Here is a 14,515-nt window from a genome sequence, read left to right on the forward strand (position 1 = left end):
CGGTTTCCGGCCCCCATCGCCAAGCGGTTGCACAGATGGCTCAGCCCACCCGCCCGGGCATTTCAGGGTAGCTCTGTGCGTAGATGTCCTTGATGATGCCCAATGATTTCCCGGCCTCCGCGGGGTTGATCCAGAAAGGTCCGGGTTCTGCCAGCCTGGAATAGAAGTCAGCAATAAGCAGCTCGTGCGAGACACCCCAATAGGACCGGCCGCCGGACTCCACCAGCCGCTCCGGGATGACGTCCACCCGGCCGTCGGCGTAGGTCACCGTGAGGTCACCCCGCAAGCTAAGCGTGGCCTTTTCGGTCACAATATCCAGGGTCACAGGGGCGTTGACCGCGTTGGCCAACGTTGCATAGAAGACACTCCGCGCACCGCCAACATGCTCGGCCACGAACTCCGCGGTGTCCTCCACCTCGATGACGCCACCCAACGATCGCGTCGACGCCCGGCCCTCCACCTTGGCCACATCGCCCACCAGCCATTGCAGCAGGTCGACTGTGTGGATGGCTTGATTCATCATCAAGCCCCCGCCGCCTTCGGCCCACGTCCCGCGCCACGGCCGACTCCGGTAATAGTCGCCGTCCCGGTGCCAAATGACGGTGGCCGACGCGCCAATCACCTGGCCCAGCCCGCCGTCGTCGAGCAATTTCCGCATGGCCTGCGACGTCGCGTTGTAGCGGTTCTGGAAGCAGACGGCGATTTTCGCCGGGCTCCGCTCAGCCGCCTCAATGAGCCGCTTACCTTCCGCCAGCGTGTGCGCCAGGGGCTTCTCCACAATGACGTTGACACCGCGCTCAAGGCAGTCGGCGGCCACCGAGGCATGCAGGTGGTGCGGCGTACAGACATGCACGACGTCGGGACGCACCTTCTGGAGCATGTCCAGGTAATCCGCGTAGCCCGGAACGCCGTGGGCGGCTGACGCCGCCTCCAACCTCCCGGGATCGGTGTCGCAGACCGCCGCCAACTGGACGCCGGCCAGGGTGGAGATCGCCGAAAAATGGACGGTTGAGATGTCACCGCATCCGATGATTGCCGCTGTAGTCATTCCTGCTCCTTCGAAGGATGATGCTGTCGGGTTTTGCGCTTGTCAGGCGAGGGTGACGTTGTTCTTCGCGGCGAGGCCGGCAAATGCGCGTGCCGCGACGCCGAAGGCGACGGGGCCCGAGTATCCGCCCAGTTCATGGGCGCTGGCCAGGTGCGGCTCAAGGGAGGCAAAACCGGTGTAGCCATCGGCGGCAAGGGCGCTGATGGTGGCGTCCAGTTCTCCGTCACCTTCACCTGACGGGACCACTTCGCCAGTGGTGGCGATGGCATCCTTGACTTGCAGGTACTCCAGGTACGGGCGCAGGATGGCGTAGCCCTCGGTGTATGGCTTGACGCCCACTTGGACGAAGTTGGCGTTGTCCCATGCCACTCGCAGCGCTGGTGAGTTGACCGTTTCCATGATGTCCAGGACCCGGTCCGGGGTATCGCCGTAGATGCCCTTCTCGTTTTCGTGCAACAGGATGATGCCGTGTGCCGCGGCTTCTCCCGCCAGCGCAGCCATACGTTCCATGACGGCTTCGCGGATGTCGTCCTGGCTCTGGCCTTCAGCGCGGTAGAAGGAGAAAATACGCACGTATTTGGTGTCCAGGGCCTTGGCGACCGAGATGATCTGGCGGAGCCGGGCGACCTCGTGCTCCACCGGCAGGCTGACGTCCACCTTGCCAATGGGGCTGGCGACGGCGGAAACCTTGAGGCCCTTCCCATCAAGGATGACCTTGAGTCGCGTCACCGACTCCGTGTCCAGTTCTGAAACATTGGTGCCCCACGCGCTGCGGACTTCGATGTGGTTCGCTCCGAGGGCCAGCAGCACTGCGGCCTGGATGGCGGGGTCAGGATCTACTTCGTCGCCGAAACCGGACAGGTTCCACACGGCATTGGGTTGAGTCACGAAATCTCCTAGGTGGTCCTGGCTTAGTCCTGTGGCCGCACCGCGAGGGGGCTCGGTGACGCAGTTCACAGGCAGGTCTTGTTCCCCTGAGTTTAGCCACATTGGCACCAACTTGACAACCGATTGCCAAAATCTGCCAAGGTGTGGCACTCTAGATCAACGGCGTGGCACTAGTCACAGCCGCATGATTCGACGTTCAGAGAGGAACGCCCATGGCGACGCAACCCGTGGCTGCAGGCCGGCCTGCGACCATCCACGACATCGCCGCCCTGTGCGGCGTCGCGGCGTCCACGGTATCCAGGGCCCTCGCCAATCCGGACCGGGTCAATATCCGCACCCGCGAGCGGATCCAGGCCGCCGCCGTCGAACTCAATTACACGCCCAACTCCCAAGCGAAGGCACTAAGTTCCGGCCGGACCGGCGCAGTGGGAGTCCTGGTCCCGGATATCACCAACCCGTTCTACTTCGACCTCATCCGGGGCACGCAGCTGCAGCTCAAGGCCGCCGGTTACACACAGCTGCTCGTGGACACCGAAGAGTCAGATGAAGTGGAGGCCAGCACCCTGGAGCAACTCCGCAAGAGCGCCGATGGCGTGATTGTTGCGGCGTCACGCCTCAACGACGAGGCACTTGCCGCTGCCGCCGCCCGCATGCCGATGGTCACCGTCAACCGGGACGTCGACGGCGTCCCGGCGGTCATCATCGATACGCCCTCGGCCATGCCACAGGCCTTGGACCATCTCATCTCCCTGGGCCACACGTCCGTCGCCTACGTTTCCGGACCGGCGGTTTCCCAGTCCAGTGCCCGACGGTGGGATGCTTTATCCGCGGCCGCTGAAAGCCGGGGCGTGGACGTTCGCATCATTGGTCCCTTCGCGCCCAAGACACAGTCGGGAGCTGCTGCCGCTGATGCGGCGGTCCACAGCGGAGTCACGGCGTGCATCGTCTTCAACGACCTCATTGCCATCGGCATGCTGCAGAGGCTTCGGGAGCGCGGACTGCGGGTACCGGAGGACATGAGCATCGTGGGCTGTGACGACATCTTTGGTGCCGACTTCTGCAATCCCCCGTTGACCACCATGAGCTCCCCCATCGAACAGGCGGGACGCGTGGCCGTGTCCATGTTGCTTGCCCAGCTCAACCCGCTGGCCGGGGGCGGAAACCGCAGCCGCTCCGTCATGCCCACCCACCTCACGGTCCGCGGCTCAACGGGACCGACCTCCCCCAACTAACTGTCACTTGGGCCATACGCGTGCAACATGGTTGAGCCTTCGTCACACCGCTGACTAGTGTTGGACCATGCGCGAACTCCAGGCCACCATCATTGAGGAAATGGGCGTACAGCCCCGGATCAATCCTGCGGAGGAGATCCGCAAACGGGTCGCCTTCCTGAAGGATTACGTCAAAGCGACCGGCACCAAGGGTTTTGTCCTGGGCATTTCCGGCGGCATCGATTCGTCCCTTGCCGGCCGCCTCGCCCAGTTGGCTGTCGAGGAGCTGGAGGCTGAAGGCGTCGACGCGAACTTCGTTGCGGTCCGCCTCCCGTACGGCATCCAGCACGATGAAGACGATGCCCAAGCAGCCTTGGACTTCATCAAAGCCAAGACGGAGTGGACCTACAACATTTCCCAGGCCGTGGATGGCTTCGAGGAAGAGTTCGAGAAGACCACCGGATCTCCGATCTCCGACTTCCACAAGGGCAACACCAAGGCCCGCGCACGCATGATTGCCCAGTATGCACTGGCAGGCGAGCATAACTACCTGGTGATCGGGACCGACCATGGCGCCGAGTCCGTGACGGGCTTCTTCACGAAATTCGGCGACGGCGGCGCGGACATCCTGCCGCTGTTCGGCCTGAACAAACGCCAGAACCGCGCCCTCCTCGCCGAACTCGGCGCACCAGCCCGCGTGTGGGAGAAGGTCCCCACCGCCGACCTCCTGGACGGCAAGCCCGGCCGCACCGACGAGGACGAGCTCGGCATCACCTACGACCAGATCGACGATTACCTTGAGGGCCGCGACGTTCCCGAGGACGCCGCCGGACTGATCGAGCAGAAGTACCTCCGGACGCGCCACAAGCGCACTGTTCCGGTCACCATCTTTGATACGTGGTGGAAATAGCTACCGCTTTTTAGAACAAACCACGACGGCGGGTGCCGGCTTCCGAACGGAGGTCCGCACCCGCCGTCGTGCTTTAACCGATCCCCTCTCACCTTTCGACGCTTTCCCGCGGTCCCTCTCTCACCTTTCGACGCTTTCCCGCGGTCCCTCTCTCACCCCCTAATTTCGGGGTCTTGACGTCGCGATAGTTACCGATATATCGTTAACTATCGCCGATACTCCTTCGGCGTAACAACAACCGAAAGGACGATGCTGTTATGAAAGGCATCAACGAACACGACAACTCATTCCCCGAGCACGATCACGGACACCCGGAACACGGACATGGACGAGGCCGCTTCAATCGCGGCAAAGGCCGACGCGGCCCGGGCGGACACGGCGGCGGCGGATTTGGCCCAGGCTTCGGACCGGGCGGTTTCGGCCCCGGCTTTGGACCCGGATTCGGCCCCAGGGGCTTCGGTCCCGGCGGTTCACGCCGAGCCAACCGCGGCGACGTCCGCGCAGCAATTCTCTCGCTGCTGGCCGAGTCTCCGTCCAACGGCTACGGCCTGATCAAGACCATCGCCGAAAAGACGTCCGGCGCATGGCGCCCCAGCCCCGGTTCGGTCTACCCGACGCTGCAGCAGTTGGTCGACGAAGAACTGATCGTCGCCGTCGGCGAAGGCCGGCGCACCGAATTCACGCTCACTGATGACGGCAAGGCCTACATCGCCGAGCATGAAGAGGAACTCGCCAACGCCTGGAACACCGAGGCCGATGGAACCGGCGCCGCATTCCACCAAAGCGTCGGCAAGCTCATGGGCGTCATCCACCAGTTCCGCGCAGCCGCTACCGATGAACAGCGTCAAGCTGCCATCGAGAAGCTGGACGAAACCCGCAGGGCGCTCTACCTGATCCTGGCTGACTAGTGATCGCCACAGTCCCCTTGACCTTGACGTAGCGTCAACCCCTACAGTCGAAGAACAAGGCTAGGACGGAGGACTGATGGACTGGTCAATCCAGGAAATCGCAAAGATCGCGGGCACCACCAGCCGAACGCTGCGTCACTACGACGACATCGGCCTGCTGAAGCCAAGCCGGACCGGCCATAACGGCTACCGCCACTATGACGGTCCGGCTCTGGTTCAGCTCCAGCGCATCCTCCTGCTCCGGGAACTGGGGCTTGGCTTGCCGGCCATCGCCGAAGTTCTTGACCGCGAGACGGACACCGTCAAAGCGCTGAGCAGCCATCTGGAATGGCTCGCCCAGGAGCAGGACAGGCTGACCCGGCAGATCGCCTCCGTTCGGCAAACCATCGACACGATGAAAGGGGATGGAAAGTACATGGCACAGAACATGTTTGATGGCTTCGACCACACTCAGTACAAGGCCGAGGTGGAGGAACGCTGGGGCAAGGATGCCTACGCCGCCAGTGATTCCTGGTGGCGCGGGATGAGCACCGAAGAAAAGCAGCAGTGGAAGGACCGCGTCCAGAAACTGGGCACGGATTGGATCTCCGCCGCAGAATCCGGGGTTTCGGCGGACAGCGCCGAGGCGCAGGACCTGGCAAGGCGTCACGTTGAGTGGCTCAGCGGCATTCCGGGAACCCCGACGGCGGCACCTGGCGGAGACGTCAAGGGTTACGTCACGGGACTCGGAGAAATGTACGTTGCTGATCCGCGGTTCGCGGCCAACTACGGCGGGGAATCAGGGGCGACATTCGTCCGGGATGCGCTGCGGGTTTACGCGGAAAAGAACCTGTAGACGCTCAGGATGCGCCGATCAGGGTTTCACAATAGTCTGGCCGAATGGGTACAAGCACCGTAAAGTCCGGCGGACAGGTTGACAGACAAAAACGCATCCTCGACGCAGCCTTGGAACTGCTGTCCCGCCACGGCATTTCGGGCATCAACATGCGCGCTGTGGCGCGTGAAGCCGGCGTCGCACTTGGGCTTGTGAACTACTACTACGAGGACAAACCGAGTTTGATCCGCGCGGTGCTCCACCAGATTGAAGAGCACGACCTCCTCTTGGTGGAGCCGCAGGCTACGTCGACCCCGGACGAGCAACTCCGGGAGTCCCTTCGTCGCGTTGCGGACCCACGCCTCCTGACCACGCCGTATCTATCCCTCCGCCTTCATTTGTGGGCCCTCGCCCAGGCGGATGAGGACTTTGCGCGCATCAATGCCGCAGCCTTTGAGAGGTACCTCCAAGGGCTTGCGGCCTTGATCGGCAACGCCGTTCCCGGACTGTCACCTGAGGAATGCCGGGACCGTGCGGCCGACGTCGTCGTGGTGCAGAACGGCATGTGGCTCACCACGCTCCTGGGCATCGACAAGGCAGCCATCGAGCGCGGTATTGCCCGCACGGAAGACATCGCCTTCGCCCCTCGCTGACCACAACGCGTGGGTAGTTCGCCCCATAGCGCCAAGGCAGGATGTAGCCGAATATCAAATGACCACATTGGAAGCCACACAGATTTGGGGGAACACCATGAACTTTTCTCGAAAGATTCTTGCTGCCGGCGCCGCCCTTGCCTTCATGGGCGGGACATTGCTCACGGCTCAGCCTGCGTTGGCTGACGATGGCTATGCCAACTGCAACGTCTGGATCCACTACGAGTTCAGTGTGGGAGGCACCTGCAATTCCGATGCGCCGGGCACTGAGTATCAGGTCGCGGGCAAGTGCCGTCATGTCCCCACCGGCCATGAGGCAATCGTGACCGGGCCCTGGAGGTGGCAGATGCCTGCCTCGCAAGGCTTTAACACCTCCTACGCCAACTGCCCGGCAGGCACCAGGGCCGTTCAGGTTTGGCGCAACGTGCGATGAGCAGTCCCCACATGAAACTCACCACCAAACTGTTCGGCGGCCTTGCCGCGTGCGCGCTCGCACTCTCCGGGGCCGCACCGGCGAGCGCCGCCACGGCTTATCCCACTCCCACCCCGACACCCACCGACTGCTTCGGCGGCCTGCTGAGCATGGAACCTAACGGAAATCTCGGTGCCGTCTTCCTCAGCGGCGGCAAGCTCCGTTGGGAGAACAGCAGCTGGTCCTCGCCCGTACCGTTCGATGCGACCTACCTGACGCAAACCGGCGGGATGGGGGACGACACCTTCGGCAAGTTCTCCTACTTCGGCACTGCCTCAGACGGCAAAGCGAAGTTCTACAACCAGCGGCAGGACCTCCAGGCGGACGGCACCTGGAAGCACACCATCGACGGACCGGTGACCACCATCGGTAACGGCTGGTTCCAGAAGTCCATCACCACCGCCTACAGCGGAACAGCCGACGTCCGGGGCCAGCAGTTCATCTTCCGGCTCACCAGCGGCGGCGAACTCTACCGCTACAACCTCGACACGAACGCCCGGACCATCACCGGCACGGTCAAGGTGTTCGGCGGTGGCGCCTCCATCACATCCATCGGCTCGGCGCCTTCAATCGCCATCAACGGCAGGCCCGTTGCCGTATTGATGGCCACGCTCTCCACCGGCGAACTGCGCCAGTACATCATCCCGGACGCCACACCCACCCAGTGGAGCTCCAAGACCATCCGCCCGGCTGCGGGGAATGGTTGGCAGAACTTCACGGCCATCACCGCCAGGAACTGCGATAGCAAGGGCCAGATAGTGCTGGGCTACATCAAGCAGCGCTTGGTTGCCGCGTACTACGACCCCACCGGACTGACCGCCAATGACCAGGACCTCGGCGGCGGAGCCTCCTCCATGCCCGCGATGCCTGAAGGTACCCGGGTGTTCGGCTAGCCCCTTCTTACTGCCGGGCTAAAAGAGCCGACGACGGCGGCAGCGCGCCGCCGTCGTCGTCCCCCCCCGTCAGCCCGCGAACTTCGAACAGCTACTCCACCGTCACCATCACCGACGGCCAGCCCGAGGCACCGTCCGGCACTGGATCGGCGCGCTGCTCCGTCTGGACTTCGCCGGTGCCGTCGGTGGCCCGGGCTTTGACGTAGTGCAGGCCGGGCGTGGCATCCCATTCATAGGACCACTGGCGCCAGGTGATGGTGGAGGCTTCGTCGGAAAGGTTTGCTTCCACCCACTCGCCGTCGTCAATCTGGACTTCCACCTTGGTGATTCCCCGCGTCTGGGCCCATGCTGTGCCGCCCACGGCGACCTTTCCCGGCGCGAACTTCGCAAAGGACTTGGGTACGTCGACACGCGCCATGGTCTTGATGGGGCCGCGCTCCGACCAACCACGCTCGGTCCAGTACGCCTTGCTGTCAGCGAAGCGGGTGACCTCCAGGTCCACCACCCACTTGGTGGCGGAAACGAACCCGTACAGCCCTGGAACCACCATCCGCACGGGGTATCCATGCTCCACCGGAAGCGGCTCACCGTTCATGCCAATGGCCAGCATGGCATCGCGGTCATCCTGCAGGACCTCCAGTGGAGTGGAGGCGCTGAATCCGTCAATGGATGTTGAGAGCACCATGTCCGCGCCTTCCTTCGGTTTGGCCATGGCCAGGACTTCGCGGAGGGGCATTCCCAGCCATTTGGCGTTTCCGGCGAGCTTTCCGCCTACGGGGTTGGATACGCAGGTGAGGGTGACGTGCGATTCGATCAGATCGGCGTCGAGCAGGTCCTGGAAGGTGAGGGTCACTTCCTTCTCAACCATTCCGTGCACCCGCAGTACCCAGTCTTCGACGTTGATTTCCGGGACGCTCAGGGCAGTATCAATGCGGTAGAAATCGTTGTTCGGTGTCAGCCAAGCGGAGACTCCTGCCACCGGGGACTGGACTCCCGCCGGAACAGCGGGCGCAGCCTTGACGGGTGCCGGCAACCGGAGTGCATCCCGGGCCTGCGCAACATTGTTGCGTGCGGCACCCAGCAGCCGCCCACCGGTGGCCGCGATTCCGGCGGCGACGGCGGTGATGCCGGCCGCGGCGAAGAAGCGCCGGCGGCTGGTGCCGGGACCCCCAACCTGGTTGTCGGCGTCGGCCGCTATGTCAGCGGGGGCCTCCGGCCACGACTTCAAGCCCCACAACGGCTTGATAAGGCGGCGCAGGACGAAGAGGCCTGCAATGGTTCCCACGATGGACGGGATGGCGTCGGCGGGTCCAACGCCGGCGCGGGTGGTGACGGCGGCAACAATCACGGCACCCATGAACAGCACGCCCAGGACGCCCAGCGCCCACTTCTTGTAGGCTACAACACCCAGAACGCAGGCAAGCAGGGCGATGGTAAGGCCCATGCCTACGAACAATGCGGCTTTGTCGTTGGTACCGAACGTGGCAATCGCAAAGTCCTTCATCCACGAAGGCGTGAAGTCGATGAACGTGGATCCCAGCGCGAATACGGGGGTCGCCCTGGCGGTGAAGAATGCACCGACCAGCTCGGCTACGGCCAGCACGACGGCGGCAGATACCACGCCTGCCAGCGCTGCCATGGTTTCGGGGCCTTTGGTCCGGAGTCCGAGCTTTTTCATGTCAGGGGTTCGTAGCGGCAGGGAACAGGGATGGGTGAGGATCCGGACCACCCCAACCACAAACTTTGAACATCTGTTCATAATTTTCCTTGAACGAATGTTCAAGATGCACTAGCCTGCTTCGTATGACCCAAGCCACATTTTCTGATTCTGCCTCCACGCTTTTCATCAACGGCTCGTGGGAGTCGGCCGCGTCAGGCGCCGTGCGGCAGATCCGCAACCCGGCCGACGGCGAACTGGTCGCCACGGTGTCCGAAGCCGGCCGCGAAGATGCCGAGCGCGCCATTTCCGCAGCCCGCAAGGCCTTCGATTCCGGTGTTTGGGCAAACGTCCCCGCTCCGGAGCGCGGCGCTTTCCTGCTCAAGGTCGCCGCGGAACTGCGCGAACGTCGCGAGAAGTTTGCCCGCGCTGAATCGCTGGACACCGGCAAGCGGATCATCGAAAGCCGCATCGACATCGATGACATCGCCGCTTGCTTCGAATATTTCGGACGTCTCGCTGGGCAGTCGGCGGGCCGGGTGGTCGACGCCGGGAACCCCGCCGTCGTCAGCAAAATCGTCTACGAGCCCGTCGGAGTCTGCGGCCTGATCACGCCGTGGAACTACCCGCTGCTGCAGGCCGCGTGGAAGATCGCTCCCGCACTGGCCGCCGGCTGCACCTTCGTTTTGAAGCCTGCGGAGCTGACCCCCTCCACCGCAATCCTGGCCATGCAGTTGCTGCAGGATCTGGGCCTGCCGGACGGCGTCGCCAACCTGGTAACGGGCCCCGGCGCTCAAGCGGGCGCACCACTTTCTGAGCACCCCGACATTGACTTGGTGTCCTTCACCGGCGGCTTGGAAACCGGCAAGCGCATTGCCGCCGCCGCAGCCGGCACCGTGAAAAAGGTGGCGCTGGAGCTCGGCGGCAAGAACCCCAACGTGGTGTTCGCTGACGCTGACTTCGACGCCGCCGTCGACAATGCGCTGAACGGCGCCTTTGTGCACTCAGGGCAGGTCTGCTCCGCCGGGGCTCGGCTGGTGGTGGAGGAATCCATCGCGGAGCGTTTCGTCGAGGAACTGGTCCGCAAGGCCAAGGACATCCGCCTGGGCGGCCCGTTCGATGAGTCCGCCGAAACCGGTCCGCTGATTTCCGCCGCACACCGGGAGAAGGTGGACGCCTACGTCCAGCGCGGTGTTGCCGAAGGCGCGCGGCTGCGCTGCGGCGGCGCGGCCCCTGAAGGCGAAAAGTTCGACGCCGGTTTCTACTACCAGCCCACCGTCCTGGACCGCGTGACCCGGGGAATGTCCGTAGTGATCGATGAAGCCTTTGGCCCGGTAGTAACAGTGGAAACCTTCCGCACCGAGGACGAAGCCGTGGCCACCGCCAACGACACCATCTACGGGCTGGCGGGCGCCGTCTGGACCCAGGATGCCGGCAAGGCCCAGCGGGTAGCGGGCCGTTTGCGGCACGGCACGGTCTGGATCAACGACTATCACCCCTACCTTCCGCAGGCCGAGTGGGGTGGCTTCGGCCAGTCCGGCGTGGGCCGCGAACTCGGTCCCACCGGGCTGGGCGAGTACCAGGAAGCCAAGCACATCTACCAGAACACCAGCCCGCAGGTGACCGGCTGGTTCGCAGACCACGGCAAGGAGAAATAGATGCACGTTGACAACATTGAGAACCTCAGCGAGCGCGGGTTCGATTACGTCGTCATTGGCGGAGGATCTGCCGGAGCTGCCGTCGCCGCACGGCTGAGCGAGGACCCTGCCGTCACCGTGGCCCTGGTGGAAGCTGGCCCGGATGACCGGGGCCTGCCCGAAATTCTGCAGCTGGACCGCTGGATGGAACTGCTGGAATCCGGCTACGACTGGGACTACCCGGTGGAACCGCAGGAGAACGGCAATTCCTTCATGCGCCATGCCCGCGCCAAGGTCATGGGCGGCTGCTCCAGCCACAACTCCTGCATCGCTTTCTGGGCTCCCCGCGAAGACCTGGATGAATGGGAATCGAAGTACGGCGCCACGGGCTGGAACGCTGCTGCCGCCTGGCCTTTGTATCAGCGTCTGGAAACGAACGAGGACGCTGGACCGGAAGCTCCACACCACGGCCACGACGGCCCGGTGCACCTGATGAACGTTCCTCCGAACGATCCCGCCGGGGTCGCGCTCCTTGATGCCTGCGAGCAGACCGGCATCCCCCGGGCGAAGTTCAATGACGGCACCACCGTGATCAACGGCGCCAACTTCTTCCAGATCAACCGACGCTCGGACGGGACACGTTCTTCCAGCTCGGTCTCCTACATCCACCCCATCATTGATCGCGAAAACTTCACCCTGCTGACCGGCCTGCGGGCGCGACAACTGGTGTTCGACGCGGACAAGCGCTGCACCGGCGTCGACGTCGTGGACTCGGCTTTCGGCCGTACGCACAGGCTGAACGCGCATCGCGAAGTCATCCTGTCCACCGGGGCAATCGACTCCCCCAAGCTCCTCATGCTCTCCGGCATTGGCCCTGCCGAACACCTGGCCACGCACGGCATCGAGGTCCTGGTGGATTCCCCCGGCGTCGGCGAGCACCTGCAGGACCACCCGGAAGGCGTGGTTCAGTTCGAGGCCAAGCAGCCCATGGTGCAGGCCTCCACCCAGTGGTGGGAGATCGGCATCTTCACTCCCACCCAGGATGGCCTGGACCGCCCGGACCTGATGATGCACTACGGCTCCGTGCCCTTCGACATGAACACCCTGCGGTACGGCTACCCCACCACGGAGAACGGCTTCAGCCTGACTCCGAACGTCACCCACGCGCGTTCCCGCGGGACGGTCAGGCTGCGCAGCCGTGACTTCCGGGACAAGCCCATGGTGGACCCCCGCTACTTCACCGATCCGGACGGCCACGACATGCGAGTCATGGTGGCCGGTATCCGCAAGGCCCGCGAAATCGCCACACAGCCGGCAATGGCTGAATGGACCGGTCGGGAGCTCTCCCCTGGCATCGAAGCGCAGACCGATGAGGAACTGCAGGACTACATCCGCAAAACGCACAACACCGTGTACCACCCCGTCGGCACTGTCCGCATGGGATCGGTGGACGACCACATGTCACCCTTGGATCCCGAACTGCGGGTCAAGGGCGTTACCGGATTGCGCGTGGCGGACGCCTCCGTCATGCCGGAACACATCACCGTCAATCCGAATATCACCGTGATGATGATTGGCGAGCGCTGCGCCGATTTCATCAAGGCCGATTTCAACAACAGCCGGACGGAGGACACCACGACGGCGGAAGCCGGCTTCAGCTTGTCCCTCGCCTGACCAGGCACCCTGCTTTTAGACCCACGCAACAAACAATGGGGGAAACAGCCGGAGGCACAACGCGGTGCCCGGCCTTGATTTCATCTGCGTCCAATGGCGGCCGCAGAAAGTCACCATTCGTGCACGTCTGAACTAGGAGTTCGCATGTCAGAACCCAGCAAATTAGGACCCTGCAAGAGCGATGCAAGCGGCATGGACGAGTTTGGCTATGCCCAAACCCTGGACCGCAGCATCGGTAAGTTCGCCAGCTTCGCCGCCGGCGTCAGCTACATCTCCATCCTCACCGGCGTTTTTCAACTGTTTTACTTCGGATTCTCGACGGCGGGACCCGCCTACGCTTGGTCGTGGCCCATCGTCTTCGTCGGCCAGCTGATGGTCGCCCTGTGCTTTGCGGAATTGGCAGGACGCTACCCGGTGGCCGGGTCGGTCTACAACTGGGCCAAGAGGCTCTCGACTGGAACGTGGGCGTGGCTGGCGGGCTGGTTGCTGTTGCTCTCCTCCATCATGGCCCTGGGGTCCGTTGCCTTGGCCCTCCAAATCACCCTCCCGCAAATCTGGAGCGGCTTCCAACTGGTGGGTGATGGAACGGGGCCCTATGACTTCGCCGTCAACGGAGTTGTCCTGGCCAGCATCATGATCGGCATTTCCACCCTCATTAACGCGTTCGGCGTGAAACTCATGACCATGATCAACAGCGTGGGCGTGTTCGTGGAACTGGTTGCGGCCGTCCTGCTCATTGCGGCGCTTATCTGGCACTCCGTGCGGGGGCCGGAAGTCCTCCTGGATACTGCGGGATTCGGCGAAGAACATCCCCTGGGCTTCTTTGGCGTGTTCCTCATTGCCGCCATGGCTTCGGGGTACGTCATGTACGGCTTCGACACCGCCAGTTCCCTGGGTGAAGAAACCAAGGACCCCAAGAAGACGGCTCCCAGGGCGATCCTGCGTGCTGTCACGGCGTCCTTCCTCCTGGGAGGATTGCTCCTCCTCGGCGGAATCCTTGCCGCGCCCGATCTTTCAGATCCCAAACTCGGAGCGGCCGATGGCGGGCTGCAGTACATCGTGCTGTCGGTGCTGGGCGGTCCATTCGGCAAGGCCTTCCTGGCGTGCATCGTGGTGGCCGTGGTGGTCTGCACGTTGGCCGTCCACGCAGCAGCCATCCGGATGATGTTCGCCATGGCCAGGGACAACAACCTCCCGTTCAGCCGTCAGCTCAGCAAAGTGCATCCCACCCGCAAAACCCCCACAGTGGCCGCCATCGTTATCGGTGTCGTGGCCGTCATTCCCCTGATCGTCAACATCTCCCAGCCGGCTATCTTCACGATTCTCTCCAGCATCAGCATCGTCCTGATCTACCTGTCATACCTCCTGGTGACGGTGCCCATGCTGCGGCGCCGCTTCTTGAAGAAGTGGCCCCTCAAGGACGACGGATCAGAACCGGGATTCAGCCTCGGCAAATGGGGGCTGCCCGTGAACATCCTGGCGGTGCTGTGGGGCGGTGCCATGACACTGAACCTGGTGTGGCCGCGGCCGGAGATTTACAACTCGGTGCCGCCGTTCGAGTGGTACCTGCAATGGGGCGGCGTCATGTTTGTCGGCACGGTCATCATCGGCGGGACGCTCCTCTACCGCCTGCGAATCCGGCACAAGACCGGAGTCCTGGCCGAACACGCAGCCGTCGCTGCGCCTTCGGATCCGGACCCGGATCCGGCCTTGGTCGCAGCCCGGAAAGCCTGACGCATGCCCGGGCGGT

The 14,515-nt window shown here is 63.5% G+C and carries 13 protein-coding genes; 10 read left to right on the forward strand and 3 right to left on the reverse strand.

Features of this window, described 5'->3' with window-relative positions:
* Positions 1 to 40: 40 nt before the first annotated feature.
* Positions 41 to 1,048 (reverse strand): Gfo/Idh/MocA family protein, encoded by a 1,008-nt coding sequence (locus tag ACSSVG_RS07500; RefSeq protein WP_492418186.1) that lies wholly within the window; start codon positions 1,046 to 1,048, stop codon positions 41 to 43.
* A 42-nt stretch (positions 1,049 to 1,090) separates the two neighbouring features.
* Positions 1,091 to 1,936 carry a sugar phosphate isomerase/epimerase family protein gene (locus ACSSVG_RS07505; protein WP_492418188.1) on the reverse strand — a complete coding sequence of 282 codons (846 nt, stop codon included), beginning with the start codon at positions 1,934 to 1,936 and terminating at the stop codon, positions 1,091 to 1,093.
* Between the two features lie 212 nt (positions 1,937 to 2,148).
* On the opposite strand from ACSSVG_RS07505, the gene ACSSVG_RS07510 reads away from it, so the two are divergent.
* The 7 genes from ACSSVG_RS07510 to ACSSVG_RS07540 all read left to right on the forward strand — a co-directional run bounded on the left by ACSSVG_RS07510 (position 2,149) and on the right by ACSSVG_RS07540 (position 7,797).
* Positions 2,149 to 3,168 (forward strand): LacI family DNA-binding transcriptional regulator, encoded by a 1,020-nt coding sequence (locus tag ACSSVG_RS07510; RefSeq protein WP_231342019.1) that lies wholly within the window; start codon positions 2,149 to 2,151, stop codon positions 3,166 to 3,168.
* A 67-nt stretch (positions 3,169 to 3,235) separates the two neighbouring features.
* Positions 3,236 to 4,057 carry an NAD(+) synthase gene (gene nadE, locus ACSSVG_RS07515; protein ID WP_231342017.1) on the forward strand — a complete coding sequence of 274 codons (822 nt, stop codon included), beginning with the start codon at positions 3,236 to 3,238 and terminating at the stop codon, positions 4,055 to 4,057.
* A gap of 257 nt (positions 4,058 to 4,314) precedes the next feature.
* Entirely contained in the window at positions 4,315 to 4,965 is a 651-nt protein-coding gene (locus ACSSVG_RS07520; RefSeq protein WP_253466018.1) for a PadR family transcriptional regulator, read from the forward strand.
* Positions 4,966 to 5,041: 76 nt separating this feature from the next.
* Positions 5,042 to 5,800 carry a MerR family transcriptional regulator gene (locus ACSSVG_RS07525; protein ID WP_492418191.1) on the forward strand — a complete coding sequence of 253 codons (759 nt, stop codon included), beginning with the start codon at positions 5,042 to 5,044 and terminating at the stop codon, positions 5,798 to 5,800.
* A gap of 44 nt (positions 5,801 to 5,844) precedes the next feature.
* Complete coding sequence (locus ACSSVG_RS07530; protein ID WP_492418193.1) at positions 5,845 to 6,432, forward strand: TetR/AcrR family transcriptional regulator; 588 nt, start codon at positions 5,845 to 5,847, stop codon at positions 6,430 to 6,432.
* 97 nt (positions 6,433 to 6,529) lie between these two features.
* On the forward strand, positions 6,530 to 6,865 hold the full coding sequence (locus ACSSVG_RS07535) for a hypothetical protein (protein WP_492418195.1): 336 nt from the start codon (positions 6,530 to 6,532) through the stop codon (positions 6,863 to 6,865).
* An 11-nt stretch (positions 6,866 to 6,876) separates the two neighbouring features.
* Positions 6,877 to 7,797, forward strand: coding sequence for a hypothetical protein (locus tag ACSSVG_RS07540; protein ID WP_492418197.1), 921 nt, complete (start codon positions 6,877 to 6,879; stop codon positions 7,795 to 7,797).
* A 91-nt stretch (positions 7,798 to 7,888) separates the two neighbouring features.
* Here ACSSVG_RS07540 and ACSSVG_RS07545 read toward each other — a convergent pair whose 3' ends face one another.
* Entirely contained in the window at positions 7,889 to 9,475 is a 1,587-nt protein-coding gene (locus ACSSVG_RS07545; RefSeq protein ID WP_492419165.1) for a molybdopterin-dependent oxidoreductase, read from the reverse strand.
* A gap of 125 nt (positions 9,476 to 9,600) precedes the next feature.
* On the opposite strand from ACSSVG_RS07545, the gene ACSSVG_RS07550 reads away from it, so the two are divergent.
* The 3 genes from ACSSVG_RS07550 to ACSSVG_RS07560 all read left to right on the forward strand — a co-directional run bounded on the left by ACSSVG_RS07550 (position 9,601) and on the right by ACSSVG_RS07560 (position 14,499).
* Entirely contained in the window at positions 9,601 to 11,112 is a 1,512-nt protein-coding gene (locus ACSSVG_RS07550; RefSeq protein ID WP_231338903.1) for an aldehyde dehydrogenase family protein, read from the forward strand.
* A complete protein-coding gene (locus tag ACSSVG_RS07555; RefSeq protein WP_492418199.1) occupies positions 11,113 to 12,765 on the forward strand; it encodes a GMC family oxidoreductase in 1,653 nt (550 codons plus the stop codon).
* 144 nt (positions 12,766 to 12,909) lie between these two features.
* Complete coding sequence (locus ACSSVG_RS07560; RefSeq protein WP_231338901.1) at positions 12,910 to 14,499, forward strand: APC family permease; 1,590 nt, start codon at positions 12,910 to 12,912, stop codon at positions 14,497 to 14,499.
* The last annotated feature ends 16 nt before the right edge of the window (positions 14,500 to 14,515 follow it).

It is taken from the genome of Paenarthrobacter sp. E2MeOHC11 (assembly GCF_058744955.1).

Bases quoted from the DNA above. Each gene is read 5' to 3' on its own strand.
- ACSSVG_RS07530 (WP_492418193.1), top strand. From the start codon at position 5,845: ATGGGTACAAGCACCGTAAAGTCCGGCGGACAGGTTGACAGACAAAAA.
- ACSSVG_RS07535 (WP_492418195.1), top strand. From the start codon at position 6,530: ATGAACTTTTCTCGAAAGATTCTTGCTGCCGGCGCCGCCCTTGCCTTC.
- ACSSVG_RS07540 (WP_492418197.1), top strand. From the start codon at position 6,877: ATGAAACTCACCACCAAACTGTTCGGCGGCCTTGCCGCGTGCGCGCTC.
- ACSSVG_RS07510 (WP_231342019.1), top strand. From the start codon at position 2,149: ATGGCGACGCAACCCGTGGCTGCAGGCCGGCCTGCGACCATCCACGAC.
- ACSSVG_RS07545 (WP_492419165.1), bottom strand. From the start codon at position 9,475: ATGAAAAAGCTCGGACTCCGGACCAAAGGCCCCGAAACCATGGCAGCG.
- ACSSVG_RS07500 (WP_492418186.1), bottom strand. From the start codon at position 1,048: ATGACTACAGCGGCAATCATCGGATGCGGTGACATCTCAACCGTCCAT.
- ACSSVG_RS07550 (WP_231338903.1), top strand. From the start codon at position 9,601: ATGACCCAAGCCACATTTTCTGATTCTGCCTCCACGCTTTTCATCAAC.
- ACSSVG_RS07525 (WP_492418191.1), top strand. From the start codon at position 5,042: ATGGACTGGTCAATCCAGGAAATCGCAAAGATCGCGGGCACCACCAGC.
- ACSSVG_RS07560 (WP_231338901.1), top strand. From the start codon at position 12,910: ATGTCAGAACCCAGCAAATTAGGACCCTGCAAGAGCGATGCAAGCGGC.
- ACSSVG_RS07520 (WP_253466018.1), top strand. From the start codon at position 4,315: ATGAAAGGCATCAACGAACACGACAACTCATTCCCCGAGCACGATCAC.
- nadE (WP_231342017.1), top strand. From the start codon at position 3,236: ATGCGCGAACTCCAGGCCACCATCATTGAGGAAATGGGCGTACAGCCC.
- ACSSVG_RS07555 (WP_492418199.1), top strand. From the start codon at position 11,113: ATGCACGTTGACAACATTGAGAACCTCAGCGAGCGCGGGTTCGATTAC.